The organism is Streptomyces sp. 5K101 (assembly GCF_046506645.1).
In the GTDB taxonomy this organism is placed as follows: Bacteria; Actinomycetota; Actinomycetes; order Streptomycetales; family Streptomycetaceae; genus Streptomyces.
Genome location: NZ_JBKFFO010000010.1, coordinates 1 through 25,040, shown reverse-complemented (window position 1 = coordinate 25,040; position 25,040 = coordinate 1). Strand labels below are relative to the sequence as shown.

The following is a 25,040-nucleotide window of genomic DNA, read 5'->3' as shown; positions in this document are numbered from 1 at the left end:
CCTTCGCCCCTCAGTCCCATTCCAGGCCGCCGCGCCGCCACACGTACGCGTAGGCGACGAAGACGGTGAGCACGAAGAGCAGCATCTCCACGAGCCCGAAGATCCCCAGCGCGTCGAAGGTGACGGCCCAGGGATAGAGGAAGACGATCTCGATATCGAAAATGATGAAGAGCATCGCCGTCAGGTAGTACTTGATCGGAAAGCGGCCGCCACCGGCCGGCGTCGGCGTGGGCTCGATGCCGCACTCGTACGCTTCAAGCTTCGCCCGGTTGTACCGCTTTGGGCCGATAAGCGTGGCCATGACCACGGAGAAGATCGCAAACCCTGCCCCGAGGGCGCCGAGCACAAGGATGGGCGCGTAGGCATTCACCCTCCCCGCTCCTTCCAGTCGTCCTTGACCGTTGGACCGCACCGGGCCATCGCCTCGCCGCCTCGAGAAGATCGTGCACATGTGAGGCAGTTCACAAGCCCGACTGCTCCGCATCCTATGCCTCTCGGTCTGTGATCTGCGACACGGGGTCCGGCATCGCGTTTGTGATCTCCACCACCCGACGAACGATCATGAACGAGGATGAGCGGTGATCTTCATACGTGAAGCTCCCGAGCGATCACCAGATGTGACATCCGGTGCGGTTTCCGCTGGTCAAAGGCGTGGTTCTCTATCAAGTGATGGCGCATGCAGGCAAATTGGCGATGGACCGCAATGGGTGATAGAGGACATCGCTCACTCGACCGTGGGACGGGGCGGACGGCGATGGACGCGTGCACGCGTTCACGAGCCCCCACGGGCCCAGACGTTGACCGTTCTGTGACCTGCGCCACTCGCTCAAGAGTTCAACAAAAGCGGGCTTGGCCATCCGGGCGAGACGGTGATAGGTCGACGGCAATTCGGACCTTTTACGGAAAGCCCATGATCACAGCCGTGATCACGGATGACCGGTTTGCCCGTTAGGGCGTCAATAAAGGTTCATAGGCAGCGGATTCAGAGGTTCCGTTCGTAACTGTGGCGCAACCCACGTTTCTTGAAGGGAACCGTCGGGCCCTGATAGCGGTTGTTCTCATGTCCCACACCGCTCACATACCCAGCCACCGGAAGCCCCGCCGCGGAGCGTCGAAAGTCGCGATCCGAAGCGGAGTTGCCGGTGGCTTCCTCAGCACCATCGCGGTGGCCGGAGCCACCGCGCCGGCGAATGCCGAGCCGGTGACCCAGACCATCGAGATGCCCGTCCTCACCGCCGCCGACCTCTCCGCTGCGGTCGCGCAGTCGGCCGCGGCCACGCAGCAGGTCGCGCTCGACCTCGAACTGCAGGCGCAGGAGGACGCCGCCGCCGAGGAGGCGGCGAAGCAGGCCAAGAAGGCGAAGGCCGAGGCGGAGCGCGAGGCCGAGGCCAAGGCCAAGGCGGAGGCGAAGGCCCGCGCCGAGGCGGAGACGAAGAAGCGTGCCTCCCGCACCGCCGGGCGCACCACGCTGTCCGCCCCCGCGAGCGGCTCCGCCGCCACGGTCGTCGCCTTCCTCAAGGCGCAGCTCGGCGACGCGTACATCATGGGCGCCACCGGTCCCAACGCCTGGGACTGCTCCAGCCTGGTCCAGGCCGCGTACCGCCAGGTCGGCATCGAGCTGCCGCGCGTCTCGCAGGACCAGTCGGTCGCCGGCACCCAGGTCGGCACCTCCAATCTCCAGGTCGGCGACATCCTCTACTGGGGTGGCGCGGGCTCGGCGTACCACACGGGTGTGTACATCGGGAACGGCCAGTACCTCGACGCCGCGAACCCGAGCAAGGGCGTCGTGATCCAGGACCTGTCCGGCTACCCGGCGAGCGGCGCGGTCCGCGTGCTCTGAGGGCCCGACGTCCTCGACGGGCCGCCGCTCCGCAGGGGAGCGGCGGCCTGTGCGTCCCGCCTGCGCCCCGGCCGGGGCCTGCGGCCCGGCGGCTCGGCCCCCGGTTGCCCCGGTCGGCTCGGCCCCGGTCGCCCCGGCTGGGGCCTGCGGCCCGGCGGGTCGGCCCCGGCCGCCGGTCGGCGCCCACGCCCCGCGGTTCGACCCACGGTCGACCATGCCCCCCGCAGTTCGGCCCCGCGCCGGCGGCCGGGGCGAACGTCTATGTGCAGGGTTGGCCGGTATGTGCAGGGTTGGCCGGGCCACGTCGCCGGCAGGTCGCCGGTCCACGCCCACGCGCCGCGGTTCGGCACCCGGTCGACCGTGCGCCCCGGCAGTTCGGCCACGGCCGCCGTCGGGTGAGCGGCTACGCGGGCCGGGCCACGTCGCCGGAGGGCGGGGTTCCACGCCCACGCCCCGCGGTTTTGGCCCCCGTTCGGCCCCTGTCCCGGTCGAGCCTGTGCCCGTCCCGCCGCTCCGTCGGACGTTCCGTCACGCGCCGCGTGTATGCGCGCGGCGGCCGCCGTGGCGCAGGCCGCCGTGCGGGACAACCGGACCGCCGGGACCGCGTCCCGGGACGGCTACCGCGGTCCGTCGGGGTCCTCGTTCGTCACGCCGCCGTGTGGGTCACGCGGAGCTTCGACTGACCGTGGGGCAGCCGTTCCCAGTCGTCCATGAAGCGGGCGGTCAGGCCATGGCGCGCGGCCAGCCCGACCAGCGTCTCCGTGCGGTAGTAGAAGTCCTCGCCCAGTACCTGGTGCTCGCGCGTCTCCGTACGGTCGTAGGTGAAGTCGAAGAAGCCGCCGGGCGCGAGGATCCGTCCGACGTGCGCGAGGCACTCGTCGATGATCTCCAGCGGCGAGTGCGAGAAGACACTGTGCGCATGCACGACCGTGAACGCGGCGTCGGGCAGGAAGTCCAGCGTCAGGTCGTCGACGGGCGTCAGGTACGGCATCTTGCGCTGGAGCCCGTAGCGGACCAGGGTCTTCTTCGCCTCGATGAGGATGTCGGGCGAGATGTCGATCCCGTAATAGTGGCCGGGCTCCAGATGGTCGATGAACAGCCGGCCCGCCCGCAGGTTGCCGCAGCCGATCTCCAGCAGCCGGTCCTGCGGCCGCAGCCCGTGCTCGCGCAGGTAGTCGAACTGCATCTGCCCGATGGCGAGCCAGCGGTCGAACGACGGCCCGCCGCCGACCGCCGCCTCCGGGCTCCTCGCGGTGTCCGACGCCATCACCGCCCGGTAGTACGCGACGTGGCCGCCGCGGTGGCGCAGCCGCAGCCACGCGTCCCGGCCCGCCCGGCGCAGATGGGGTACCACCCGGCGGGGATGGCTCAGGGCGTACCGCACCTTGTGGCCGAGACGTGAGCGGTTCACCGACAGGCGGGATGCGGGTCCTTGCTGCATGACGGCCTCCGTGCCATCCATGGGCTGCACCTTTCCGGATGCTAACGACGGACGCGCCACCCAGGTGTGGGCTCACTCGTTCGGAACGCGGCTTGGTCCGACTGCCGCGTCCGTCCGGGCACCGGGCCGCGCCCGGCGGCAGCGTGGCTGCCATGCGCGAATCAGGCATGATCAGCCAGGCGCGGAACGGTGCGGCGGGCACGGTGCTGCGCGGCCCGGGCTCCGCAGCCCCCGCCGGGAACCCCCTCCCCTGGCTCGCGGCCGTCTCCGCCGCCTTCGCACTCCTGCACCTCGCACTGATCGCCCCGGGGCTCGGGCTCGGCTGGGACGAGTCGGTGTACATCAGCCAGGTGAGCCCGCAGGCACCGGCGGCGTTCTTCAGCGCGCCGCGCGCGCGGGGCATCACCTTCCTCGTCGCCCCCGTCACGGCGCTGACCACCTCCGTCGTGGCGCTGCGCGTCTTCATGGCCCTGCTGGCGGGCGGCGGCCTGTTCCTCGCGCTGTGGGTATGGCGACGGCTGCTGCCGGCTCCCGTCCTCGGCCTCGCGGGCGGGCTGTTCGCAGGGCTGTGGATCACGATGTTCTACGCCTCGCAGGCGATGCCCAACCTGTGGGTCGCCTACGGTGCGCTCGCCGCGGTCGGCTGCTTCCTGCGGGCGGCCCGGAGCCCGGGCGACCGGTGGGCGCCCGTCGGCATGGCCGCGGGCGTGGCGTTCGCCGCGCTGATGCGGCCCACGGACGCGGTGTGGCTCGCCCTGCCGCTCGCGGTCGCGGCCGTGGTGATCCGGGCCTGGCGGTGGCCGCTGCTGCTGGTCCTGCTCGCCGCGGGCGTCGCCGTCGGCTGCGCCCCGTGGATCGTCGAGGCGTACGTCTCGTACGGGGGCCTGGCCGCCCGGCTGGAGCGGGCCAGCGAGATCCAGGGGCGGCTCGGCTGGTACTTCTCCGTCGACGACCACGTGCGCGCGATGGACGGACGCCTGCTGTGCCGCCCCTGCGACGTGCCCTGGCGGCGCCCGGCGGCCGCCCTGTGGTTCTTCGTCCTGCCGCTGCTCGTCGCGGCCGGTGTGCGGACGGCATCCCGCGGCCGCCGCCACCGTACGACGGTGGTGGTGGCGACGGTCGTCGGAGCCGCGCTGGCCGCGCCGTATCTGTTCACCGTCGGCTACGCGGCGCCGCGCTTCCTGCTGCCCGCCTACGCGCTGCTCGCCCTGCCCGTCGCGTACGGCCTCGTTTACGCGTGCCGGCCCCGTCCGCGCGGGCGCCGGATCGCCGTCGGCATCGTCGTGGCGGCCGTGGCCGCGCACCTGACGGTCCAGTACCTGGTGGTCGACCGCGCGGCCGACCGGGTGCGCCGCAGCACCGCCGACCTCGAGCGCGTCACCGCCGAACTGCACGCCCTGGGGGTGCGTCCGCCCTGCGTGGTCAGCGGCGCGGAGGCGATCCGCATCGCGTTCCGCGCCGGCTGCGCCTCCCGCCAGCCGCGGGGCCACGACGAGAGCATCACGCCGCAGCAGCTGACGGCCGCGACGCGGAACCGGCCGGTCGCCGTCGTGGTCGCGGAGGGGGGCCGCCCCCCGGCGTACGCCCGCGCGTGGCCCGCCCATCCGCTGCCCGACCTGGGCAGCCGGACGGGCCTGCGGGTCTATGTCTCGGGCCCACGCCCGCCGGCGACGAACGGCTGACGGCCCGCCGCCGCTGACGCCCCCGGGGTCTCAGGCACGGGGCCAACGCTGCCCACGGGCACCGCCGCTGCCCGACCGGGCAACCGGACGAGCTTGCCCGTCCACGTCCCCCGGGACTCGGCCGGCACCCACGGGCGGGGGGGGAGGCGGGGGCGCCACCGGCTGCCGCAGACGGCCGGCAAAGCCGACGGCCGCCGACCCGGTCACGTACCCGGGGCTCCGCGCCAGGCCAGGGCCGCCGTGGAGCCGGGTGGGGCCGCTACGTCGGACAGGTGCCAGCCCGGGGGTGGTTCCGCCGGTTCGACGCCCGTGCCGAGGTACCAGGACGCCGGGTCGTCCGCCAGGCCGATGCCCAGTCCCTTCAGGTACGCCTCCTTGCGCACCCACGCCCGGGAGAAGGCCGGCGGCCGGGCCTCCGCGGGCAGCAGCGCCAGTTCCGCCAGCTCCCGCGGATGGAGCGCGTCGGACGCCTCGCGCACCGCCGCCGGGGACGGCACCGTCTCGGTGTCCACGCCCACCGGGGTCGCCGCGAAGGCCAGCAGGCCGAGGCTGCCGCTGTGCGAGAGCGAGTAGTGCAGCGGGTGGCCGGCCACCGAGGGCCGCCCGTGCGGCCCCCCGCAGGACGGGCACGGGACGCGCGTCAGCGGCACCTCCCGCGGCGGCCGCTCCAGATAGGCGCCGAGCAGCAACCGCAGGGCCACGTGCGTGGCGAGGTAGCACTCGCGGTCCGCCGGGACCCGCAGCGCCGCAGCCCGGGCGCGTTCCTCGGCGTCGAGCACGTCCGGCGCGCTGCCGAGGACGAACGCCCGGTGGTGCTGTGCGCGCACCAGCCACACGTGCGGGGGCGCGCCCGCCCGTGGCAGGGCCGGCCGGCGGGCGCCGTCCGCTGGGCGCGGTCCGGCCGGCGCGAACCCGGCCGGATCGAACTCGGCGGGATCGAGCAGAACGCCGGTCGCCGTCGGCATGGCTCAGGCCGCGACCGGGACCGAGGGGCGGACGACTTCCTCCATGCGGCTGCCCCAGCGCATCCGCAGCCGCACCCGCGGGCCGCCGACACCGGCCGGCTCGATCTTCAGGGTGCGCTCGGCGGTCCAGCCGGCGGCACGGAACTCGCCCTCCCCGAGGTGGACCAGCCGGGCGCGCGGCTCGCCGTCCACGTCCAGCACCAGCCGGTCGCCGTCGACGCGGATGCGGCCGGACCGGTCGTCGGAGGCCGTGACGGAGTCCGCGGTGTACTTCTCGTCCGCGGCGGCCAGCTCCTCCGACTCCCCGTACAGGAAGGCGTCCGGCAGCGCGAAGGTGCAGGCGAACGCGGGCAGTTCGGAGGCGTCCAGGGGCAGTTCGGGGCGGTTGAGGAGCACTTCGGACCAGCGGATCGCGTCGCGGAACTCGGCCGGGAAGAGCTCCAGCAGCTCCTGGCTGACGTAGGCGTCGATGACCATGTGGACGCGACGCTCGTCGCCGTCGTTGCGCACCGAGTGCAGCCGGGAGAAGTCCCCGAACCAGAACGTGCCGGGCTGCCAGGTGTGCCGCTCGCCCCCCAGGGTGAGGACGGCCCTGTCGTTGGTGACCAGCGGTATGTGCAGCCGGACCCAGCCGGCGGGCAGCCCGTAGGGGACGTCGCGGTGCTCGTCGACCTCGGCCCCGACGCCGAGCGACATCAGGCGCACGGCCCGCAGCTCGGTGGGGATGGCGGCCAGGATCGAGGCGATGTACGGGGCCTTGTCCAGCCACGGGGTCGACGCGTAGTCGACGAGGCCGAAACCGCCCGGGTCGGTGCGCTCGGCGCTGCCCTCGGGGCTGCGCAGCGGGAGCACCCGCCAGTCCAGTGCGCTGGCCTCACCGGGTTCGAGGCTCTCCCCGTAGGTGCGCTGGGCGGCCCACTGGGTCCGCTCCAGCTCCTGCAGTTCGGCCAGCAGCCGGTCGACGTCGTAGTCGCCCTTGAGCTGTACCGCAGCGAATGTGCCACTCGACATGGGAACGCCTCTTTTCGTGGGTCGGTATCGGGGTCCGGGGGTTCGGAACGTCAGCAGTCATGCACACGCTATGGGGCGAGTTGGGCGCTATGCGGAGGTACGGGGGGCAGTTTCAGGGGCAGTCGGGGCCCCGGGGGCCGCGGGTGGTGGGGCCGGCTCCTCCTCGGCCTCTGCCCCGGCGTCCTCGCTCCCGCGGGCGTCCAGTTCCCGCCAGTGCGGCCGCATCGCGGGCACCACCGTGCTGACCAGGTACAGCCCGGCGCACGCGTACAGCACCGGCGCGAGACCGGCGGCGGTCACGGCCGCGCCGGCCAGCACCGGGCCGAGCGGGACACCGGCGGAGCCGACGGAGTCGGTCAGGGCGGAGACCCGGCCCAGCAGCGGGCGCGGGATCCGCTCCAGCATCACGGCGTTCAGGATCGGGTTGACGAAGCCGATGGCGAGGCCGTCGCAGGCGCCCACCGCGAGCACCACCCACAGCGGCAGGTCGAAGGCCATCACGAGGAACCTCGGCGGACCCGCGATCAGGAAGGCGATCACATACGTGGGCCGGCGCCGCAGCCGGTGCGCGAACGCCGTCGCCAGCGCCGAACCACCCACCGCGGCGATGCCGAACACCGATCCCAGCGCGCCGATCGCGGCCGGACCGCCGCCCGCCTCCTTGGCCCAGACGGGGATCAGCAGCGAACCGTACGCCGCGTCCACGAGGTTGGTGACGCTGAGCATGACGGCGATGGAGCGCAGCAGCCGGTCCTGCCGCAGGAACCGGATGCCCGCCTTCAGCCGCTCGGCGTAGCTCTCGGGCTCCTCCTCGTCCGCCGTCCGCCCGGCTCGCCCTGGTCTCGTGCCGCGGCGCGGCCCGGTGACCGCGACGGCGACCGCGGACACAAGGAAGCACAGCGCGTTGGCCGTCATGGCCCACAGCGGACTGAGGAAGGCGACCAGGGCGCCCGCCGCGGCTGGGCCCGCGGTGCCGGCGAGCCGCTCCAGGGTGCCGACCAGTCCGCTGGCCCGCTCCAGCGGGACCCCCGCCTCCTCGGCGACCTCGGGGGTCATGGTGCGCTTGGCGACGTCGCCGGGGCCCCGGGCCAGGCCGATGGCCGCGGACAGGGCGAGCAGCATCCCGTACGGCAGGACGTCCAGCCAGTAGCAGAGCGGGACGAGGCCGACCACCACGGCGCTGACCACGTCGGCGAGGACGGAGAAGGGCCGGGAGCCCATCCTGTCGATCAGCGGACCCGCGAGGGTCTTGCCGACGACCAGGGGAACGGCTTCGCAGAAGACCACCAGTCCGGTCTGCGTGGCGCTGCCGGTGGTCACCAGGACCAGCCAGGGCAGGCCGATCATCGTCAGCCGGGTGCCGAACAGCGAGATCGTGTACGAGGTGAGCAGTCCGTACAGCGAGGTGCGCCGGCCGCGGACCGTCACGTCCCTCTCGGGGGGCATCTGGTGGGGCATCGACGCGAACCTTTCCGTCATTCCGGGTGGGGCGGGCAGGGCGGTACGGGCTCCGGCCGGGCGAGCGCGGCGGGGCGGGGGAACGCCTGGAGCCGCAGGACGACCGGGACGGTCTCCGGCTCCGGTTCCTCCGGCCCCGGGCGCTCCCGGCCGTACGTGCCGATGACCTCGACCGGGGGCTGCCGCGCGGCCCGCCACCAGCGCTCACGTCCGCCGCCGGTGTGCCGGTCCGGCTCGACGAAGCCGTACGCGGCCGGCCGGCGCACGTGGTAGCCGGCGGAGGCCCAGCTGACCCCGGTGCGCCGGGCGAGCCGGGTCGCGGTCGCGGGTCCCTCGGTCCGCAGCAGGCCGAGCAGGTGGAACCGCAGGGGATGGGCGAGGCCGCGCAGGCTGCGGGCGTCGGGTGCGGCCCCATCCGCCGGACGGGGATGCGGCGGCCGGGGAGGAACGCGGCCGGGGCCGGCGGACTCGTCGCTCACATCGGCACCGTAGGGTCCGGGGGCTTCGTCGCCGGGACTTCTCGGACAGGTTCGCCGGAAAGCGGACGGTGAAAGGCCGGATGCGGGCGGGTCACGTCAGGAATCCCGCAGCGCGGCCGCCTCACGGGCCAGGTCGCGCAGCACCGGGTGCCGGTAGACCAGCCTGGTCGGGATCACCACACCCAGCCGCCGCTTCAGGTTCGCCACCACGCGCAGCGCCATCAGGGAGTGCCCGCCCAGCGCGAAGAAGTCGTCCGTGGCCAGCACCCGCTCCCGGCCCAGGACCTCCTGCCACGCCTCGGCCACGGTCACCTCGAACTCGCCCTCCGGCAGCGCCCCGCCGTCCGGCGCGTCCTGCGCGGCCGTCCCGGCAGGCCGCGCGGACAGCGCCGCCCGGTCCACCTTCCCGCCCACCGCCAGCGGCAGCTCCGCGAGTGAGGTCAGAGAGGGGATCATGTAGGCGGGCAGCCGGGTCGCGAGCCAGTCGCGCAGTTCCGCGAGGTCCGGCGAGGCGCCCGGGGACGGTACGACGTAGCCGGCCAGCGCGGCGCCCGTGCCGTCCTGGCGTACCACCACGACCGCCGCCGCCACCTCCGGACGGCTCGTCAGCACCGCCTCGATCTCGCCGAGTTCCACGCGGAAGCCGTTCACCTTGACCTGGTGGTCGACCCGGCCGAGGTAGTCCAGCGTCCCGTCGGCCCGCCACCGCACCCGGTCGCCCGTGCGGTACATGCGACCGCCCGCGGGCCCGAACGGCGAGGCGAGGAAACGCTCCGCCGTCAGCCCCGGGCGGCCCCGGTACCCCTGCGCCAGGCCCGGGCCGGTCAGGTACAGCTCGCCCTCACCGGCGGGCGCCAGGTCGTCGTCGAGCACGTGGGCGCCCACCCCCGGCAGCGGCGGCCCGATGTGGGCGCTCTCCCCGGTGACCCAGCCGGCCGTGGAGTCGACGGTGCACTCCGTGGGTCCGTACAGGTTCACCGCGCCGACGAGTCCGCGCCCGGCGAGCTCCGCCAGGTCCGTCCACATCGCGGCCGGTACCGGCTCGCCGCCGATGAACAGCCGCAGCGGACGGCCAGGCAGCCCCTCGGCCGCGGCCACGACCTGGTCGCGCAGCGCGGTCCAGTGCGAGGGCGTGGTGTCGAGGTCGGTCGCGCCCTGCTCCCGCAGGTACGCGGCCAGCGCCTCGGGTTCGGCCCGCAGTTCCTCGGTGAGCAGCAGGAGCCCGTCGCCACGGCAGACCCTGGCCCACTGCTGCACCGAGGCGTCGAACGACACGCTCGCGTTCCAGGCGACGCGTCCGGCGGTGTCCGGGTAGACGCCGCTCTCCTCCAGCGAGCGCACCAGGTGGGCCACGCCGCCGCGGGTCACGGTGACGCCCTTGGGGCGGCCGGTGGAGCCCGAGGTGTAGATGACGTACGCGGGCGCGCCGGGCGGCACCACCGCCTCGGCCACCGGGAACACCGCGCCCGCACCGGGCGCCAGCACCCGTACCCCCGGCCCCCAGGCGTGGCCGCCGTCGGCCGCGACGACCACACAGATGCCGGCGTCCTCGACCATGTGGGCGAGGCGCTCCTTCGGGTGCGCCGGGTCCAGCGGGACGTAGGCCGCACCCGCCCGCCAGACCGCGAGCAGCGCGACGACCAGTTCGGGGCCGCGCTCCAGGCTGACCCCGACGGCATCGCCGGGACGCACGCCCGCGCCGGCGAGGGCGGCGGACACGGAGCGGGCCCGGGCGTCGAGGCCGGCGAACGTCAGGCGCTCGCCGGCGGGCGTGGTGACCGCGGTGCGGCCCGGGTGGGCCGTGACCGCCTCCCGGAAGCGCAGCAGCAGGTCGGGGGCGGCTGCCCGGTCCGGGGCCGCGCAGGCGGCGGGGGCGGCCTCGGTCAGGCCGGTGGAACTCGCGTGCATCACAGGCTCCTTGATCAGGACGGGGGGGTTGCGGGTGACCCCGGCCGCCGGCCGGGGTTCGGACCGCCAGGGCAGGCTGCCTGGGCTCGGACCACCAGGGCCGGCGGGGCTCGGATCGCCAGGACCGGCCGCCGGGGCTCGGATCGCCAGGACCGGCCGCCGGGGCTCAGACCGCCAGGGCCGCCTCGCCCGCCGGGACGGCCGGGCTGCAGTCGGCGACGGCCACCGGCTCACCCATCGCGACGACGATCCTGCGGTCGCCGCGGAAGGGGTCGCGGCCGTGCGCGCTCAGGACGTTGTCGACCAGCAGCAGGTCACCCGGCTGCCAGGTCTCCCGCACGGTGGCCTTCTCGTAGGCGGCGTCCAGCACGGCCACCTCCTCGGCGGTGAGCGGGGTCCCGTCGCCGAGCGCGGTGTTGAACGGCAGCCCGTCCTCGCCGAACTCGCCGACCAGCACGTCCCGGATGTCCGGGTCCAGGGACCACTCGCTCCAGAACGCCACGTGGTTGAACCACACCTGTTCGCCGGTGAGCGGGTGGCAGATCAGCGCCGGGCGCACCTGGCGCGTGCGCAGGGTGTCGTCCTCGCCCCACTCCCATCCGATCCGGTTCTCGGTGCAGTAGCGCTCCACGTCCGCGCGGGAGTCGGTGGCGAAGGCGGTGCGCCAGTCCAGGGAGATGTGCTCGCCGTAGTTGCGGGTCAGGGCCCAGCCGTGGGTGCGGAAGCGTTCCACCAGCTCCGGCGGCAGTTCCGCGAGGACCTCGCGGACGTCCGCGACCGGGGTGGCACCGCCCTCCTCGGGGGCGGTCAGGCAGCAGAACAACAGCAGCCCGGGGAAGGTGAGGGTGTAGCTGTTCTCGTTGTGCATGCGGATGGCCTGGGCCGGCGGCAGATCGGTGGACGAGAACACGTCGTCGCCGAAGTCGCTGCGCGGAGTGGCCTTCTCCTGGTATTTCGCGCGGGCGGCGAACAACGCGTCACGGACGGCGGCGAAATCGCCGGCCGTGCCGATCGGCAGCCCGCGCAGATGCACCGCCCCGTGCCGGGTGAGGACTTCGCGCAGTTCGGCGTGGTGCGCGCGCACCCAGGCGCTCGCCTCCTCGACGCCGGACACGCCCTCGATCACGGTCGTCACCGGCTTGCCCGGCGACCGGGTCCACTGGAGCGTCATGACTGTTCCTTTCGCGGCGCGAAGTGCTCGGGAAGCGCCTCCCACAGCGGCTGGGTGTAGAAGTGACCGCCGGGCAGCGCGTCCACCCGCAGGCCGCCCCGCGCGACGCGCGCCCACTGGGCGGCGACCTCCGGCTCGATGACCTCGTCGTCCTGCCCGTACAGCACCTGTACGGGCATGGAGACGGCGGCGCCGGGCCTCGGGCGGTAGGAGTCGCGGACGACGATGTCGGCGCGCATCAGCTCGATCGCCATCTCGGCGAGGTCGGGGTCCTCCGCGACGTACGCGGGCAGCAGTCCGATCTCCCGCATCCACTCCAGCAGCCGTCCGTCGGCGTCCTCGATCCGCGGGAAGCGGTCGCGTTCGGTCACGCCGCGGTCGGGGGCGTTGCAGGCGGAGACGATCAGCTGCTCGGGGGCGTGCGCGCCGCGCTCCTCCAGCCGGGCGGCGACGTCGAAGGCCATCCAGCCGCCCATGCTGTGTCCGAAGAGTGTGTACGGGCGCTGCTCCGCGGCGCGGAGCACCGACGCGGCGGCGTCCTCGGCGAGTTCCTCCCAGGTGGCGGCGAAGTCCTCGGTGAAGCGGCCCTCTCGGCCCGGGTAGCAGACCAGGGCGAGCTCGGTGGTCTCGTCCAGCAGGGCCGGCCAGGTCCGGTACGGGCCCGTCCCGCCGCCGCAGAATCCGAGGCAGACCAGAGTGTGGGTGGCGGCGGGCCGGCTCTCCGGCCGGACCACCGACGCGTCCTGCAGCAGCTGGCCGCTCATGGCTACCGGGCCACCTCGTCCATCTCGCGGCGCAGCCCGGCCGGGCGCATGTCGGTCCAGGTCCGCTCGATGTACTCCAGGCAGGCGGAGCGGCTGTCCACGCCGTGGACCGTGCGCCAGCCGGCGGGAACGGCGATGTGGGCGGGCCACAGGGAGTGCTGCTCCTCGTCGTTGGCGAGGACCAGGTACTGGCCCTCCTCGTTCTCGAAGGGGTTCGCCATCGGTGGTCCCTTTCTCGTGAACAGCTGTAGTCGGTCGGTCGGTCTGTCGGAGCGCTGAGTGCTCTCGGTGCGCCCGGTGCGCTCGTGCGCCGGGTGCTTTCGGTGCGCTGGGTGATCTCGGAGCGCTCGGTGCTCTCGAGCGTAGGAGCGGGGAGCGGGCCCGCCCGGCAGTTGTCTCGGCAGGTGGCGGGCAGTTCCGGGCTGCCGCCGGGTGTGCCGGTCCGGTCCGGCCCCGGCCCGGACCGGCGGCGCTTCTCTAGAGGGCGACGGGCTCCGGGAAGGGCGCCGGGGACCACTGCGGGGCGTCGGGATGCCACAGGTCCTCCGGGCCCAGGTCCCCCGGCCGGTACTTGCCCAGCGCGCTGATCAGCAGCCGCAGTTCGAGCGCCATCGCGTGCACCAGCCGCTCCAGGCCCGCCTCCGGATCCTCGTCCACGGCGAGCAGCGCGGCCCGGCCGAGCCCGACCGCGGTGGCCCCGGCCGCCAGTGCCTTGACCGCACGGGCCCCTTCCCACATCCGGCCGCTGGCCAGCAGGCACTGCCCCGGCGCCGGTCGCACCCGGCGCAGGCATTCCGCGAGCGGCAGCCCGACCGCGGTGAGGAAGGACACCGGGGCCCATCCGGAGCCGCCCTCGGCGCCGTCCACGGTCACCGCGTCCGCCCCGGCCGCCCAGGCGACCGCGGCGGCCTCCCGGACGTCGCGGGAGGGCGGCAGCTTCACCCAGATCCGCGCCCGGGGGAAGTTGTTGCGCATCAGCCTGACCTGCTGGGCGAGGATGTCCTGCGTGAAGGTGCCGGGGCAGCTGGAGCGCAGCACCCGGCGGGCGCTCCCCGCGGCCGCTCCCCCGTCATCCAGGACGTTCTCGACGGCGTAGTGCTCCTCCAGCCGGCGCGCCGACTCCTCGTCGACCAGGGTCATCCCGCCCAGACCCGGCTTGGCGCCCTGACCGACCTTCAGCTCGAAGGCGAGCCGCCCCGATTCGAGCAGCGGCTGCACGGACGTGTCGCTGTAGATCAGGTTCCAGATCTCCGCGTCGGCGTCCTCGGTGGACTGCTGTACGGCGATTCCGCCGCCGGCGTCCTCCAGCGCGTCCTGGTAGGCGCCGATCCGGCCCAGCAGGGTCCGGCCCTCGCGCTCCCCGAGCCGTCCGGTGCCGTTGACCGGTCCGACGTTCTCGCCGATCACCATCGGGATGCCGAGCCGTGCGGCCTGCCGGCCCGCCGCGAGCCCCAGGTCCCGGCTGGCCACCTGGGTGGAGCCGAAGGCCGAGACGTACACCGGGAGGGTGGCGGAGAAGCCGCCGACGGCGGTGGCGAGGCCCACGTCACGGTAGAGCGGCTCCCGGGCCAGTTCGATCAGCTTCTCCAGCCGCTGCGGCATGAAGGCCGGCGGCACCAGCCGGGTCCGGTCCAGCGCGTCCGCGCCCGCGTCGGGCGCCGTCTCCCCGGCCCCGAACAGCTCGTGCCCGTAGGCCGAGGCGGGCGGGAACACCTGGGCCGCGCCCTCCCGGGCCCGGGCCCGTACCTGCTGTTCCGGATATCCGCCGGCGTGCAGTGAACTCATCCGTCCTCACTCCCTCGTGTCGTCTCTCACGCCCCGGCACCGGCGAACTGCCCGAGGTCCAGCCGGGTCTCCACGTGGTGCAGGGCCTCCAGCAGGCCGCTGCTGGTCAGCGCGGCGGCCGGGCGCGGCGTCACCACGTGTCCGAGCGGCATGGCCCCGATCGAGCTCCAGGCCAGCCGACCGCGTTCGTCGATGAAGGAGGCCGCCCGCCCGGCGTTGTCCGGGTGCAGGCAGTACGGGACGTCCAGCCAGCCCCGTGCGAACGCCTCGACCAGCGCCGCCCCCGGGTCGTCCGACAGGCACAGCACCGCCTCGACGAGGGCCCGCGCCTGCACGTACACCTCGCTGTCGCGCGTGTCCCGGCCGACCGGACGCGGCCGGGTCAGCCGGGCCGTGCGCGCCGAACTCTCCAGCGCGGCCACGTTCTGGGCGACCGTGGGGATCCGGTGGGCCTCGGCGGCCGTCTTCACGATGAGCCGTTCGGCCCCGGTGCGCACGGCCAGCCGCACCGCCCGGTCCTGCAGGGCGCGGGCGCCCGACGGGGTGCGCGGGTAGACGCCCATGTACGTGTAGACCACGACGTGCCAGTCGATGCCGGGCAGCAGCTCCGCGGCGAGACCCCGCAGCGCGCGCACCGCCTCCTCGTCCTGCGCCTCGTCGGTCTGCTGGGCGTAGCTGAGCGAGACGCTGGTCAGCCCGTGCCGGACGAAGAACAGGCACTCCAGCAGGGACAGCGCCACCAGCAGCGCGGGCGGGCACAGCTGGCCCATCATGCAGCCGCCGAAGGACTCCAGGTGCGGTCGCTGTCCCGGCCGGCCCGCCGCGGCGAGCCGCCGGCACGCCTCCTCCCAGTTGCGCACCGACTCCACGAGCGGTGTGCGGCTGTAGGGCAGGCAGTACGAGACCGGGCCGCCTTCCGTGGCGTGCAGCCCGGACCGCGCCAGGGCGGTGACGATGGCCTGCGGGGCGGGTGAGCCGTGGCGCACCTGGACGGGGAAGTCCGGTGCGGCGACGCCTTCCAGCATCCGGCGGGTGGTCACGGCGCCGTGCGTGACGAGGGGGTAGCCGTTGAGGTCGACTCCCTCGTCCACGGCGCGGCGGGCGGCGGCCTCGTCGCCGGTGCGGGTGTAGCTGTCGAGGGTCAGCGTGCCCACGGTGGTGGCGTCGGCGTCGCGGGTGGCGAGCAGTCCGTGCCGCATCCGCGCGGGGGAGCTGAAACCCATCCGGGGCTGGACCACCAGCTCGGGGGCGGTGTGCACGAAGGAGCCGAAGTCCTCGGCCCGGTGTCCGGTCGCGGCCATCAGACCCGCACCCCGGCCGTCAGACTGTCGAGGTAGCCGCGGAAGGGCAGGATGCCCTCGCTCTCCTCGAACACCGCGTCGAACCCGGCGGCGCGCAGCCGGGGCGTCCAGGCCGCGGCCGGCTCGCCGGCCGTGCCGAGCTTCCCGCCGATCACCACGGGCGTGCGGGCGAGTTCCTCGGTGGCCCGCAGGCGCCTGATCAGGCGCACTCCGTCGTTGGCGCCGTGGCCGTTGACGCTGCTGATCACGACGAGGTCGGGGCGGTGCCGGCGGCAGGCGCCGATCACCAGGTCGTCGGGCACGCAGGCGCCCAGGTTGGTCACCTGGTGACCCCACTCGCGGAGCAGCAGCTCCAGATAGATCAGGTTCCAGGTGTGCGCGTCGGAGGAGGTCGTGGTCACTACGGTGTGCATGGGTCTGAGGAATCTCCCGCTCCGTGGCTCCGTACCGGTCACCGGACGGCGGGTACAGCGGTCGCGGTGCCGTGGGCGGAGGTGGTGGCGCCCGCTGTCTCGCCGCCGTCGATCACCAGCTCGTGGCCGGTCACGAACCGCGCGTCCGCCGAGGCGAGATAGAAGAAGGCCGCCGCGATCTCATCGGGGGCCGCGTGCCGGCCGGCCGGGATCTGCGCGTTGGTGGCGTCGAGCATCTCCTGCGTGTACTCGGCAAGTTGCATGGGGGTCAGCACGGCTCCGGGACTGACACAGGCGACCCGTACGGCGGGGCTGAGCTCCAGGGCGAAGGTCTGCGTCAGCGCGACGATCCCGGCCTTGGTGGCGTTGTAGTCGGCGTAGAAGGGGTAGCCGCGGCGGCCGTTGACAGAGGCGGTGGCCAGGAGGACACCGCTGCCCTGGGCCGTCATGATCCGTGCGGCCGCCTGCCACAGGCCCAGTACGCCCAGCAAGTTGACGTCGGTGATCCGCCGGGCATCGGCCTCCTCGATGTCCAGGACGCCGTGGCGGACGCTGATTCCGGCGTTGGCCACGACGACGTCCAGCCGGCCGGTCTCCTCGTGGACCTGGCGCAGCGCGGCGCGGACCGCCGCCCAGTCGGCGGTGTCCACCTTCAGCCAGGCGACGGAGGGTTCACCCGGCTCCGGGTCCCGGGGAGCGGTGACGTCCAGGTTCACCACCCGGTCCCCGGCGCGGGCGAAACGCCGTGCGGTGGCCTGGCCGATACCGCTGGACGCTCCTGAGATGACGACGGTGCGCAAGGCGGACTCCTTCACTGACGGACTGAGGACTGAGGAATGGGGACGGCTGAGAGCCGGAGGCAGGGAACTGGCAGGGCGGGGCGCGGAGAACCGGAGGCCGTGGGGTCAGAAGACGACCCGGCCGCTGCCCGGCAGTCCGCCGGTGGCGCCCGCCTGGGCGGCCTTGCGCAGGTCACGACTGACGATCATCCGCTTGAGCCAGCGGTCGGTGCCGTCGTAACGGACCTCGAAGGGCTTGCGGCCGTGCACCGCCAGGTAGTTGTCGACGACCAGCAGGCTGCCCTGCTCGACCACCACGGAGTGCTGCACCCGTTCCAGCTCGGCCATCAGCGCGTGCAGCGCCCGCTCGGCCCTCGGCCGGTTCTCGACGACGCGCATGAAGGGCAGGTCGATGCGCAGGTACGGCCGCTCGCGGTCCCCGAAGAGCACGGGCACGGCGACGGGGTTGCGCTGCATCTCCTCGACCCGGGCGAGCGCCGGGTGGTCCGGGTAGCGCAGCTGCAGCTGCCGTACGTGCTCGTCGTCCGGCATGATCTCGAAGTCGGGACGGGTCAGCGCGTCGATGTCCTCGTCGCTGAGTTTCACGTCCCGGACGGACGCCAGGATCGTCGGCACCCGGTCGTGGTTGCGGATGCCGAACAGCATCAGGTAGTCGCAGCGGCCGGGGTGGAAGCCGTCCTCGGTGTGGAACTCGAGCAGGGTCTCGCTGCCGTGGCCGCTCTGGCGCTGCTCGTCGCCGCGGATCGGCAGGATGTTCTGGATCATGCGGCCGAGCTGGAGCGTGGAGAAGGTAAACGGATCGCCCAGCGCGGTCGCGCACATGGCCAGGAAGACCTCCTGCTCCAGGGTGGTCCCCGGGCCCGCGACCTGCTCCCAGTGCTCCGGAGTGGGGCCGACCGCGGTGTCGTCCACGGGGAAGCCGTGGACGAGGAGGCCGGCGGAGGACTCGGTGCGGCGGAAGGCCTCCAGGAACTGCCGCAGCCGGGGCGGCAGGGCGGCGTCGGCGAAGCGGGTGCGCTCGTCGTCGTATCCGCGCGGTGCCGTGGGGTCGGTGAGGGACGCGGCCAGCCGGGCCGCGCCCTCTCTTATGTGTTCCACCTCGGCGGCGGACAACTCGTACTGGGCGATGGTCTCTTCGATCATGGCTTCGGCTCTTCCTGAACAAACCGGCGTCGGGCGCGGTTGCGGGAACGGGTCACGTGAAACGCGGGAACGCAGCACGGGGACGGGTCACGGGAAACGCGGGAACGGGTCAGGGGACGGGTCACGTGAAACGCGGGTCGCGGGCGATGACATCGGCGACGGCGGCCAGCGGTGCGGGCCGGGTCATGTCCAGGTGCTCGCACGCGATGTCGTGGGTGCTGAGGTGTCCGGTCAGATAGGGACTCCAGTCGGCCGGGACGGGTGCTCCCGGCTCACGGCCCGCGGTGGCCGTGAAGTGCAGCAGGTCTCCGGTGAACCGGCCGGGCCCGACGGCCTCGACCAGGGCGACGGTGTGGGCGGCGGTGTCGGCGAGGGAGGCGACGAACGCGGGTTCCAGGCCGGCGCCCGCGCCCTCGTCCCCCTCCCGCCGGAGGAATCCGGCGATCTCCTCGGGGGCGAAGGCGGGACCGCCGCCTTCGCCGCCCCCGCCCATCGGGTAGGAGTCGAGCAGCGCCAGCAGGCCGACCCGCTCGCCCTGTTCCTGGAGCCGGCAGGCCATCGCGTGGGCGATGTTGCCGCCCAGCGACCAGCCCAGCAGGTGGTACGGGCCGGATGGCTGGACCGCCCGGATCCGGGCCAGGTATGCGTCGGTGAGTGCGGCGAGGTCCGGGTGCCGGTGCTGGGGGTCGCGGTCCGCGTCGAGCCCGTACACCGGCCGGTCCTCCAACGCCCCGGCCAGACCCGCGTAGCACCAGCTCAGCCCGGTCACCGGGTGCACGCAGAACAGCGGTGCGCGGGTGCCTCGCGTGCTCAGCGGCACGAGCGGACCGGGGCCCGCGGCGGCGTCACCGTCGTCGGTCCGGGCCGCGAGTCCGGCCACCGTCGGGGTACGGAAGAACGCCTGGAGGTTCAACGACCTGAAGTCGCCCCGGAGTTCGGCCCGGATGCGGCTCAGCGCGCGGGTGGCCAGGAAGGAGTGGCCGCCCAGGTCGAAGAAGCTGTCGTCCACGCCCACCCGTGCCACGTCCAGGACGTCGGCGAAGATCCCGCACAGGGCGAGCTCGACCGCCGTCCGGGGGGCCCGGCCCGCACCGCCGTATTCCGGCACCGGAAGGGCCCGCCGGTCCAGTTTTCCGTTGGAGGTCACCGGGAGGACCGGGAGGGGTACGAAGGCCGCCGGGACCATGTACTCGGGCAGTGCCGCGGCCATGAGGCGGCGCAGCTCCGCCGGGTCCGGCTGCTCGCCGGCGGCCGGGACCACATAGGCGACCAGCCGCTTGTCCCCGGGCCGGTCCTCGCGGACCACGACCGCGCCGTGGCCGACGCCGGGGCACCTGGCGAGCACCGCCTCGATCTCGGCCGGCTCGATCCGGAAGCCCCGGATCTTGACCTGTTCGTCGACCCGGCCGCAGAACTCCAGGCTGCCGTCGGCCCGCCAGCGGGCCAGGTCCCCGGACCGGTACATGCGCTGTCCGGTGCCGTACGGCGAGGCCACGAACCGCTCCGCCGTCAGCGCGGGCCGCCCCGCGTAGCCGCGGGCGAGTCCGGCGCCGGCGATGTACAGCTCGCCGGTCACCCCGGCCGGGACCGGCCGCAGCGACTCGTCCAGGACGTACACCCGTGCGTTGCCGACCGGGCGTCCGATCACCGGGGTGTCCGTCGCCTCCAGCGGGGTGGTCAGGGTCTCGACCGTGCACTCGGTTGGGCCGTAGAAGTTGTGGGCCGTGGTGGCCGGTTCGGCGAGCAGCCGGCGCCACAGCGGCTCCGGGATCGCCTCTCCGCCGAAGGTGAGCGTGCGCGGGGTGAGCGCGGGCGTGGACAGCAGCCCGTGGTCGAGCATCTCCAGCCCGTAGGTCGGGGTGGTGTCGAGGAAGTCCACGCCGTGCCGGCCCGTGTAGCGGACCATTGCCGCCGGGTCCCGGCGGGTCTCGTCGTCCAGCAGGTGCAGCTCGTGCCCGGCGAACAGGGCCAGCAGCCCCATCCACGAGGCGTCGAAGGACAGCGGCGCGGTGACGGCGACGGTCGCGGCCTCCCGGCCGGTGGCCGCGAGGTGGTCGGCGAAGAGCGTCTCCCGATGGCTGTGGAACAGGTTGGTCAGCGCCCGGTGCTCCACCGCTACGCCCTTGGGCCGGCCGGTGGAGCCGGAGGTGTAGAGCAGATAGGCGGGGTGCGCAGGCCGCAGCGGTGTGCGGCGGTCCCGGTCGGCGGGATCGGTGGCCGCGTCGCCGGTCGCCGCGGCGGGCAGCCGGTCGAGCAGGACGGCCGTGCGGCCCTCGTACAGCGCCGGATCGACGCCCGCGGCCGTCAGCACCAGCCGGGGAGCCGCGTCGGCCAGGATGTACGCGATCCGGTCCGCCGGGTGGCCGGTGTCGACGGGCACGTACACGGCACCCGCCTTCAGCACGGCGAGCAGGGCGACCACCGATGCCACGGACCGCTCCAGGAGGACGGCCACCCGCTCCTCGGGGCCGGCGCCCTGCCGGATCAGCTCCCGGGCCAGGGCGTCGGCCCGGTCGTTGAGCTCACGGAAGCAGAGCCGCTCCTCGTTCAGGACCAGCGCGGTGGCCTGCGGCCGGGTGCGCGCCTGCGCCTCGAAGAACGTGTGGACGGGCTGCTCGGCCGCGGCCCCGCGGCCCTGGACGGTGTGGCCGCTCCAGTCGCCGAGGATGCGTGCCTGCTCCCCGTCGCCGAGCAGTTCGGCCTGCCCGACGGGAGCGTCGGGTTCGGCGGCGACGCAGGTGAGCAGCCGCACCAGGCGCTCGGCCATCCGCTCGACGGTGTCCGCGTCGAAGAGATCGGTGGCGTACTCGATGTTCCAGCGGAGTCCGGCGGGTTCGCCGTCCCCGGTGGCCTTCTCCTCGACGCCGAAGAGCAGGTCGAACTCGGCGACGTGCAGGTCCAGGGGGTGCTCGGCGGTCTCCAGGCCGGGCAGGTCCAGGGGGCCGCCCGTGCCGTTCTTGAGCAGCAGCATGGTCTGGAAGAGGGGGTGGCGGGCGGTGGACCGGACCGGGTTCAGGGCCTCCACGACCCGCTCGAACGGCAGGTCCTGGTGCGCGTACGCGTCCAGATCGGTGGTCCGCACCCGCTCCAGCAGCTCCCGGAACGTCGGATCACCCGACACATCCGTCCGCAGCACCAGCGTGTTCACGAAGAACCCGACCAGATCGTCCAACGCCTCATCCGTACGCCCGGCCACGGCCGTACCCAACGGAACGTCCGTCCCCGCACCCAGCCGCGAGTACAGCGCCGCCAACGCCGCCTGCAACACCATGAACAGCGTCGTCCCGGTCTCCCGCGCAAGCTGCGACAACCGCGCGTGCAGCTCCGCCGGAATCCACGCCTCGACAGCCCTCGCACGGCCACTGGGCACCGCCGCCCTCGGCCGGTCCACCGGAAGCGCCAACTCCTCCGGCAGCCCCGCCAACCGCTCCCTCCAGTACGCCAACTGCCGCGCCGCCAGGCTCTCCTCGTCCTCCTCACCGCCCAGCAGCTCCCGCTGCCACAACGCGTAGTCCGCGTACTGCACCGGCAGGGCGGGCCACTGCGGCCGCTCGCCCGCCGTGCGTGCCGCATAGGCGGTGGCCAGGTCGCGGGCGAGCGGGGCGACGGACCAGCCGTCGCCGGCGATGTGGTGCAGGACGAGGGCGAGGACGTGGTCGTCCCTGCCGATGCTCAGCAGCGTGGCGCGGACCGGCAGTTCCGTGGCGAGGTCGAAGGAGTAGCGGGCCGCCCTGACCAGGTGCCCGGTCATCTCCACCGGCGGGCAGGCCGTCACTTGGAGCGGGATGTGGGCGTCCTGGACGACGTGCTGCCGTGGCACTCCGCCCTCGGCCGGGAACACCGTCCGCAACGCCTCGTGCCGCAAGGCCACATCATCCAGCGCCGCACCCAGCGCGGCCCGATCCAGCGGCCCCCGCAGCCGCAACGCCAACGGAATGTTGTACGTCGAACCGCCCTCCTCCCACTCCCGCAGGAACCACAACCGCTGCTGCGCATACGACAACGGCAGCGGATCCGGCCGACTCGCGGCCGCGACCAGGGCGGGCCGCCGTTCGCCGCTGTCGCGCAGGGCCGTGGCGAGGCCCGCCACGGTGGGATGAGCGAAGAGGGTGCGGATGCCGATCTCGGTGCCCAGCACCGAACGGATCCGGCTGATCAGCCGCGTCGCCATGAGCGAATAGCCGCCCAGAGCGAAGAAGTTGTCGTCGATGGTGACCCGGGACCGCCCCAGCGCCTCGGCGAACACCGCGCACAGCACCTCTTCGGCCGGTGTGCGCGGGCTGCGGCCGCGGGGGGCGTCGTCGGCGTCGCCGGGTGCCCGGTCTGGCGTGCCGGTGACGGGGGCGTGAGAGGGGAGGCCCAGGTCGAGGCGGCCGTCGGCCTGCCAGCGGGCGAGGCGTCCGGTGCGGTACATGACCGTGCCGGAGCCGCCGTAGGGATTGGCGACGTAGCGGTCGCCCGAGCGGGGCGGGGCCGCCGGTGCGGACGTGGCCAGGTACACCTCGCCGAGCACTCCGGCCGGTACCGGCCGCAGGACGTCGTCCAGCAGGTACGCGGTCCGGGTGGGGACGGTGCCGGCCTCTGCCAGGTCCTGCCACAGCTCGGCGGGAACGGAGGCGCTCCACTCGGTGAGGATGCGGTCGAGCTCCTCGGGGCCGAGCAGTTCGGCCTGTCCGACGGGGACGTCCGGCTGGGCGGTCACGGCCTCCAGCAGGCGCAGGAAGCCGCGGCTCATGGCCTCGACGGTGCCGTGGTCGAAGAGGTCTGTGGCGTACTCGAACTCGGCGCCGATGCCGGCCTGGCGACCCTGCTCGTCGAAGCTCTCGGCGAGTCCCAGGGTCAGGTCGAACTTGGCCGCGCGGTGTTCGAGCGGGTGGATCTCGGTGCGGGTGCCCGCGAGTTCGCAGACGCCGTCCTCGGTGTTCTGCAGGACGATCATGGTCTGGAAGAGGGGGTGGCGGGCGGTGGACCGGACCGGGTTCAGGGCCTCCACGACCCGCTCGAAGGGCAGGTCCTGGTGCGCGTACGCGTCCAGATCGGTGGTCCGCACCCGCTCCAGCAGCTCCCGGAACGTCGGATCACCCGACACATCCGTCCGCAGCACCAGCGTGTTCACGAAGAACCCGACCAGATCGTCCAACGCCTCATCCGTACGCCCGGCCACGGCCGTACCCAACGGAACGTCCGTCCCCGCACCCAGCCGCGAGTACAGCGCCGCCAACGCCGCCTGCAACACCATGAACAGCGTCGTCCCGGTCTCCCGCGCAAGCTGCGACAACCGCGCGTGCAGCTCCGCCGGAATCCACGCCTCGACAGCCCTCGCACGGCCACTGGGCACCGCCGCCCTCGGCCGGTCCACCGGAAGCGCCAACTCCTCCGGCAGCCCCGCCAACCGCTCCCTCCAGTACGCCAACTGCCGCGCCGCCAGGCTCTCCTCGTCCTCCTCACCGCCCAGCAGCTCCCGCTGCCACAACGCGTAGTCCGCGTACTGCACCGGCAGCGGGGACCAGGCCGGGGCGTGCCAGGCCGTCCGGGCCGCGTACGCCGTGGACAGGTCCCGGGCCAGCGGGGCCATGGACCAGCCGTCGCCGGCGATGTGGTGGAGGACCAGGACCAGCACGTGGTCCTGCTCGTCGAGCACCAACAGCTCGGCTCGGAAGGGAAGTTCTGCGGCCAGGTCGAAGGGGTACGCGGCGGCTTCCGCGATCCGGGCGTCCAGTTCGCCGGCCCGCGTCTCGGTGGTGGTCAGCGGGATCTGTGCGTCCTGGACGACGTGCTGCCGCGGCACTCCGCCCTCGGCCGGGAACACCGTCCGCAACGCCTCGTGCCGCAAGGCCACATCATCCAGCGCCGCACCCAGCGCGGCCCGATCCAGCGGCCCCCGCAGCCGCAACGCCAACGGAATGTTGTACGTCGAACCGCCCTCCTCCCACTCCCGCAGGAACCACAACCGCTGCTGCGCATACGACAACGGCAGCGGATCCGGCCGACTCGCGGCCGCGACCAGGGCGGGCCTGCCTCCGGTGCGCGGGGTGAGACCGGCGGCGAGGCCGGCGGCCGTCGGCGAGGCGAACAGGTCGCGCAGGCCGAGCTCCACGCCGAGCACCGAGCGGATCCGGCTGATCAGCCGGGTCGCGGAGAGCGAGTGGCCGCCGATGTCGAAGAAGTTCTCCTCGGCGCCGACCCGCGAGATGCCGAGCACCTCGGCGAACAGTCCGCACAGCACCTCCTCCTCGGGGGTGCGCGGCCCGCGGCCCGCGGCGGAGCCGCCGACCAGCGGCTCGGGCAGGGCCCGCCGGTCCAGCTTGCCGTTGGCGGTCAGCGGCAGCGCGTCCAGGACGACCACGGCCGAGGGGACCATGTACTCGGGCAGGACGCGGCCCAGGAAGCGGCGGAATTCCTCGGGGTCGAGGGAACCGCCCTCGACCGGGACGGCGTAGGCGACCAGGCGCTTGTCGCCCGGCCGGTCCTCGCGGGCCATGACGGTCGCCTGCACCACGCCGGGGAAGCGGGCGACGGCGGCCTCGACCTCACGCGGCTCGATGCGGAAGCCGCGGATCTTGACCTGGTCGTCCAGACGGCCGATGAACTCCAGCATGCCGTCGGCCCGCCGCCGGGCCAGGTCACCGGTCCGGTACATCCGCTCGCCGGGTGCGAAGGGACTGGCCACGAACCGCTCGGCGGTCAGGCCGGGGCGTCCCGCGTAGCCGCGGGCGAGACCGGCCCCCGCGACGTACAGCTCGCCGGGGACGCCGGTCGGGACCGGCCGCAGCAGCTCGTCGAGCACGTAGGCCCGCTTGCCGGCCAGCGGGGAGCCGATCGGAATCGACGGCGTGTCCGCGCTCACCTCGCCGATGGTGTACGAGGTGGTGAAACCCA

18 protein-coding genes are annotated in these 25,040 nt (G+C 73.7%); 2 read left to right on the top strand and 16 right to left on the bottom strand.

Annotated features, from left to right (window positions below; genetic code table 11):
• Positions 1–10 precede the first annotated feature (10 nt).
• Entirely contained in the window at positions 11–370 is a 360-nt protein-coding gene (locus ACLB9X_RS19975; RefSeq protein ID WP_003974383.1) for an NADH-quinone oxidoreductase subunit A, read from the bottom strand.
• Between the two features lie 690 nt (positions 371–1,060).
• Here ACLB9X_RS19975 and ACLB9X_RS19970 point away from each other — a divergent pair.
• Positions 1,061–1,840 carry a C40 family peptidase gene (locus ACLB9X_RS19970; RefSeq protein WP_410361746.1) on the top strand — a complete coding sequence of 260 codons (780 nt, stop codon included), beginning with the start codon at positions 1,061–1,063 and terminating at the stop codon, positions 1,838–1,840.
• A 646-nt stretch (positions 1,841–2,486) separates the two neighbouring features.
• Here the strand turns inward: ACLB9X_RS19970 and ACLB9X_RS19965 are convergent.
• The gene (locus tag ACLB9X_RS19965; RefSeq protein ID WP_410361962.1) at positions 2,487–3,281 is read right to left on the bottom strand and encodes a class I SAM-dependent methyltransferase; all 795 of its coding nucleotides are present in this window, start codon (positions 3,279–3,281) and stop codon (positions 2,487–2,489) included.
• Positions 3,282–3,433: 152 nt separating this feature from the next.
• Between ACLB9X_RS19965 and ACLB9X_RS19960 the strand changes: the two genes are divergently transcribed.
• The gene (locus ACLB9X_RS19960; protein ID WP_410361745.1) at positions 3,434–4,963 is read left to right on the top strand and encodes an ArnT family glycosyltransferase; all 1,530 of its coding nucleotides are present in this window, start codon (positions 3,434–3,436) and stop codon (positions 4,961–4,963) included.
• 203 nt (positions 4,964–5,166) lie between these two features.
• Here ACLB9X_RS19960 and ACLB9X_RS19955 read toward each other — a convergent pair whose 3' ends face one another.
• The 14 genes from ACLB9X_RS19955 to ACLB9X_RS19890 all read right to left on the bottom strand — a co-directional run bounded on the left by ACLB9X_RS19955 (position 5,167) and on the right by ACLB9X_RS19890 (position 25,008).
• Positions 5,167–5,928 carry a 4'-phosphopantetheinyl transferase family protein gene (locus tag ACLB9X_RS19955; protein ID WP_410361744.1) on the bottom strand — a complete coding sequence of 254 codons (762 nt, stop codon included), beginning with the start codon at positions 5,926–5,928 and terminating at the stop codon, positions 5,167–5,169.
• A gap of 3 nt (positions 5,929–5,931) precedes the next feature.
• On the bottom strand, positions 5,932–6,939 hold the full coding sequence (locus ACLB9X_RS19950) for an aspartyl/asparaginyl beta-hydroxylase domain-containing protein (protein WP_410361743.1): 1,008 nt from the start codon (positions 6,937–6,939) through the stop codon (positions 5,932–5,934).
• A gap of 87 nt (positions 6,940–7,026) precedes the next feature.
• The gene (locus ACLB9X_RS19945) at positions 7,027–8,397 is read right to left on the bottom strand and encodes an MFS transporter (protein ID WP_410361742.1); all 1,371 of its coding nucleotides are present in this window, start codon (positions 8,395–8,397) and stop codon (positions 7,027–7,029) included.
• Positions 8,398–8,414: 17 nt separating this feature from the next.
• Positions 8,415–8,876 (bottom strand): ArsR/SmtB family transcription factor, encoded by a 462-nt coding sequence (locus ACLB9X_RS19940; protein ID WP_410361741.1) that lies wholly within the window; start codon positions 8,874–8,876, stop codon positions 8,415–8,417.
• A 96-nt stretch (positions 8,877–8,972) separates the two neighbouring features.
• Complete coding sequence (locus ACLB9X_RS19935; RefSeq protein ID WP_410361740.1) at positions 8,973–10,784, bottom strand: non-ribosomal peptide synthetase; 1,812 nt, start codon at positions 10,782–10,784, stop codon at positions 8,973–8,975.
• A gap of 166 nt (positions 10,785–10,950) precedes the next feature.
• Positions 10,951–11,955 carry a TauD/TfdA family dioxygenase gene (locus ACLB9X_RS19930; RefSeq protein WP_410361739.1) on the bottom strand — a complete coding sequence of 335 codons (1,005 nt, stop codon included), beginning with the start codon at positions 11,953–11,955 and terminating at the stop codon, positions 10,951–10,953.
• Complete coding sequence (locus ACLB9X_RS19925; protein ID WP_410361738.1) at positions 11,952–12,719, bottom strand: thioesterase II family protein; 768 nt, start codon at positions 12,717–12,719, stop codon at positions 11,952–11,954. The genes ACLB9X_RS19930 and ACLB9X_RS19925 overlap by 4 nt, the downstream gene beginning before the upstream one ends.
• 2 nt (positions 12,720–12,721) lie before the next feature.
• Positions 12,722–12,940: an MbtH family protein gene (locus tag ACLB9X_RS19920; RefSeq protein WP_410361737.1), complete on the bottom strand. Its 219-nt coding sequence runs from the start codon at positions 12,938–12,940 to the stop codon at positions 12,722–12,724.
• A gap of 256 nt (positions 12,941–13,196) precedes the next feature.
• On the bottom strand, positions 13,197–14,504 hold the full coding sequence (locus ACLB9X_RS19915; protein ID WP_410361736.1) for a glutamate synthase-related protein: 1,308 nt from the start codon (positions 14,502–14,504) through the stop codon (positions 13,197–13,199).
• A 26-nt stretch (positions 14,505–14,530) separates the two neighbouring features.
• Entirely contained in the window at positions 14,531–15,805 is a 1,275-nt protein-coding gene (locus ACLB9X_RS19910) for a methylaspartate mutase (RefSeq protein WP_410361735.1), read from the bottom strand.
• Positions 15,805–16,218, bottom strand: coding sequence for a cobalamin B12-binding domain-containing protein (locus ACLB9X_RS19905; RefSeq protein WP_410361734.1), 414 nt, complete (start codon positions 16,216–16,218; stop codon positions 15,805–15,807). The genes ACLB9X_RS19910 and ACLB9X_RS19905 overlap by 1 nt, the downstream gene beginning before the upstream one ends.
• 38 nt (positions 16,219–16,256) lie before the next feature.
• Complete coding sequence (locus ACLB9X_RS19900) at positions 16,257–17,018, bottom strand: SDR family NAD(P)-dependent oxidoreductase (protein ID WP_410361733.1); 762 nt, start codon at positions 17,016–17,018, stop codon at positions 16,257–16,259.
• Positions 17,019–17,123: 105 nt separating this feature from the next.
• Entirely contained in the window at positions 17,124–18,161 is a 1,038-nt protein-coding gene (gene gntD, locus ACLB9X_RS19895) for a guanitoxin biosynthesis L-enduracididine beta-hydroxylase GntD (RefSeq protein ID WP_410361732.1), read from the bottom strand.
• Positions 18,162–18,282: 121 nt separating this feature from the next.
• Positions 18,283–25,008: an amino acid adenylation domain-containing protein gene (locus ACLB9X_RS19890; RefSeq protein ID WP_410361731.1), complete on the bottom strand. Its 6,726-nt coding sequence runs from the start codon at positions 25,006–25,008 to the stop codon at positions 18,283–18,285.
• Positions 25,009–25,040 lie beyond the last annotated feature (32 nt).

What these genes read in the sequence shown, in the direction of transcription:
- ACLB9X_RS19925 (WP_410361738.1), bottom strand. Translation starts at nt 12,719, where the DNA reads ATGAGCGGCCAGCTGCTGCAGGACGCGTCGGTGGTCCGGCCGGAGAGC.
- ACLB9X_RS19930 (WP_410361739.1), bottom strand. Translation starts at nt 11,955, where the DNA reads ATGACGCTCCAGTGGACCCGGTCGCCGGGCAAGCCGGTGACGACCGTG.
- ACLB9X_RS19960 (WP_410361745.1), top strand. Translation starts at nt 3,434, where the DNA reads ATGCGCGAATCAGGCATGATCAGCCAGGCGCGGAACGGTGCGGCGGGC.
- ACLB9X_RS19955 (WP_410361744.1), bottom strand. Translation starts at nt 5,928, where the DNA reads ATGCCGACGGCGACCGGCGTTCTGCTCGATCCCGCCGAGTTCGATCCG.
- ACLB9X_RS19905 (WP_410361734.1), bottom strand. Translation starts at nt 16,218, where the DNA reads ATGCACACCGTAGTGACCACGACCTCCTCCGACGCGCACACCTGGAAC.
- ACLB9X_RS19945 (WP_410361742.1), bottom strand. Translation starts at nt 8,397, where the DNA reads ATGCCCCACCAGATGCCCCCCGAGAGGGACGTGACGGTCCGCGGCCGG.
- ACLB9X_RS19920 (WP_410361737.1), bottom strand. Translation starts at nt 12,940, where the DNA reads ATGGCGAACCCCTTCGAGAACGAGGAGGGCCAGTACCTGGTCCTCGCC.
- gntD (WP_410361732.1), bottom strand. Translation starts at nt 18,161, where the DNA reads ATGATCGAAGAGACCATCGCCCAGTACGAGTTGTCCGCCGCCGAGGTG.
- ACLB9X_RS19950 (WP_410361743.1), bottom strand. Translation starts at nt 6,939, where the DNA reads ATGTCGAGTGGCACATTCGCTGCGGTACAGCTCAAGGGCGACTACGAC.
- ACLB9X_RS19970 (WP_410361746.1), top strand. Translation starts at nt 1,061, where the DNA reads ATGTCCCACACCGCTCACATACCCAGCCACCGGAAGCCCCGCCGCGGA.
- ACLB9X_RS19910 (WP_410361735.1), bottom strand. Translation starts at nt 15,805, where the DNA reads ATGGCCGCGACCGGACACCGGGCCGAGGACTTCGGCTCCTTCGTGCAC.
- ACLB9X_RS19915 (WP_410361736.1), bottom strand. Translation starts at nt 14,504, where the DNA reads ATGAGTTCACTGCACGCCGGCGGATATCCGGAACAGCAGGTACGGGCC.
- ACLB9X_RS19935 (WP_410361740.1), bottom strand. Translation starts at nt 10,784, where the DNA reads ATGCACGCGAGTTCCACCGGCCTGACCGAGGCCGCCCCCGCCGCCTGC.
- ACLB9X_RS19965 (WP_410361962.1), bottom strand. Translation starts at nt 3,281, where the DNA reads ATGCAGCAAGGACCCGCATCCCGCCTGTCGGTGAACCGCTCACGTCTC.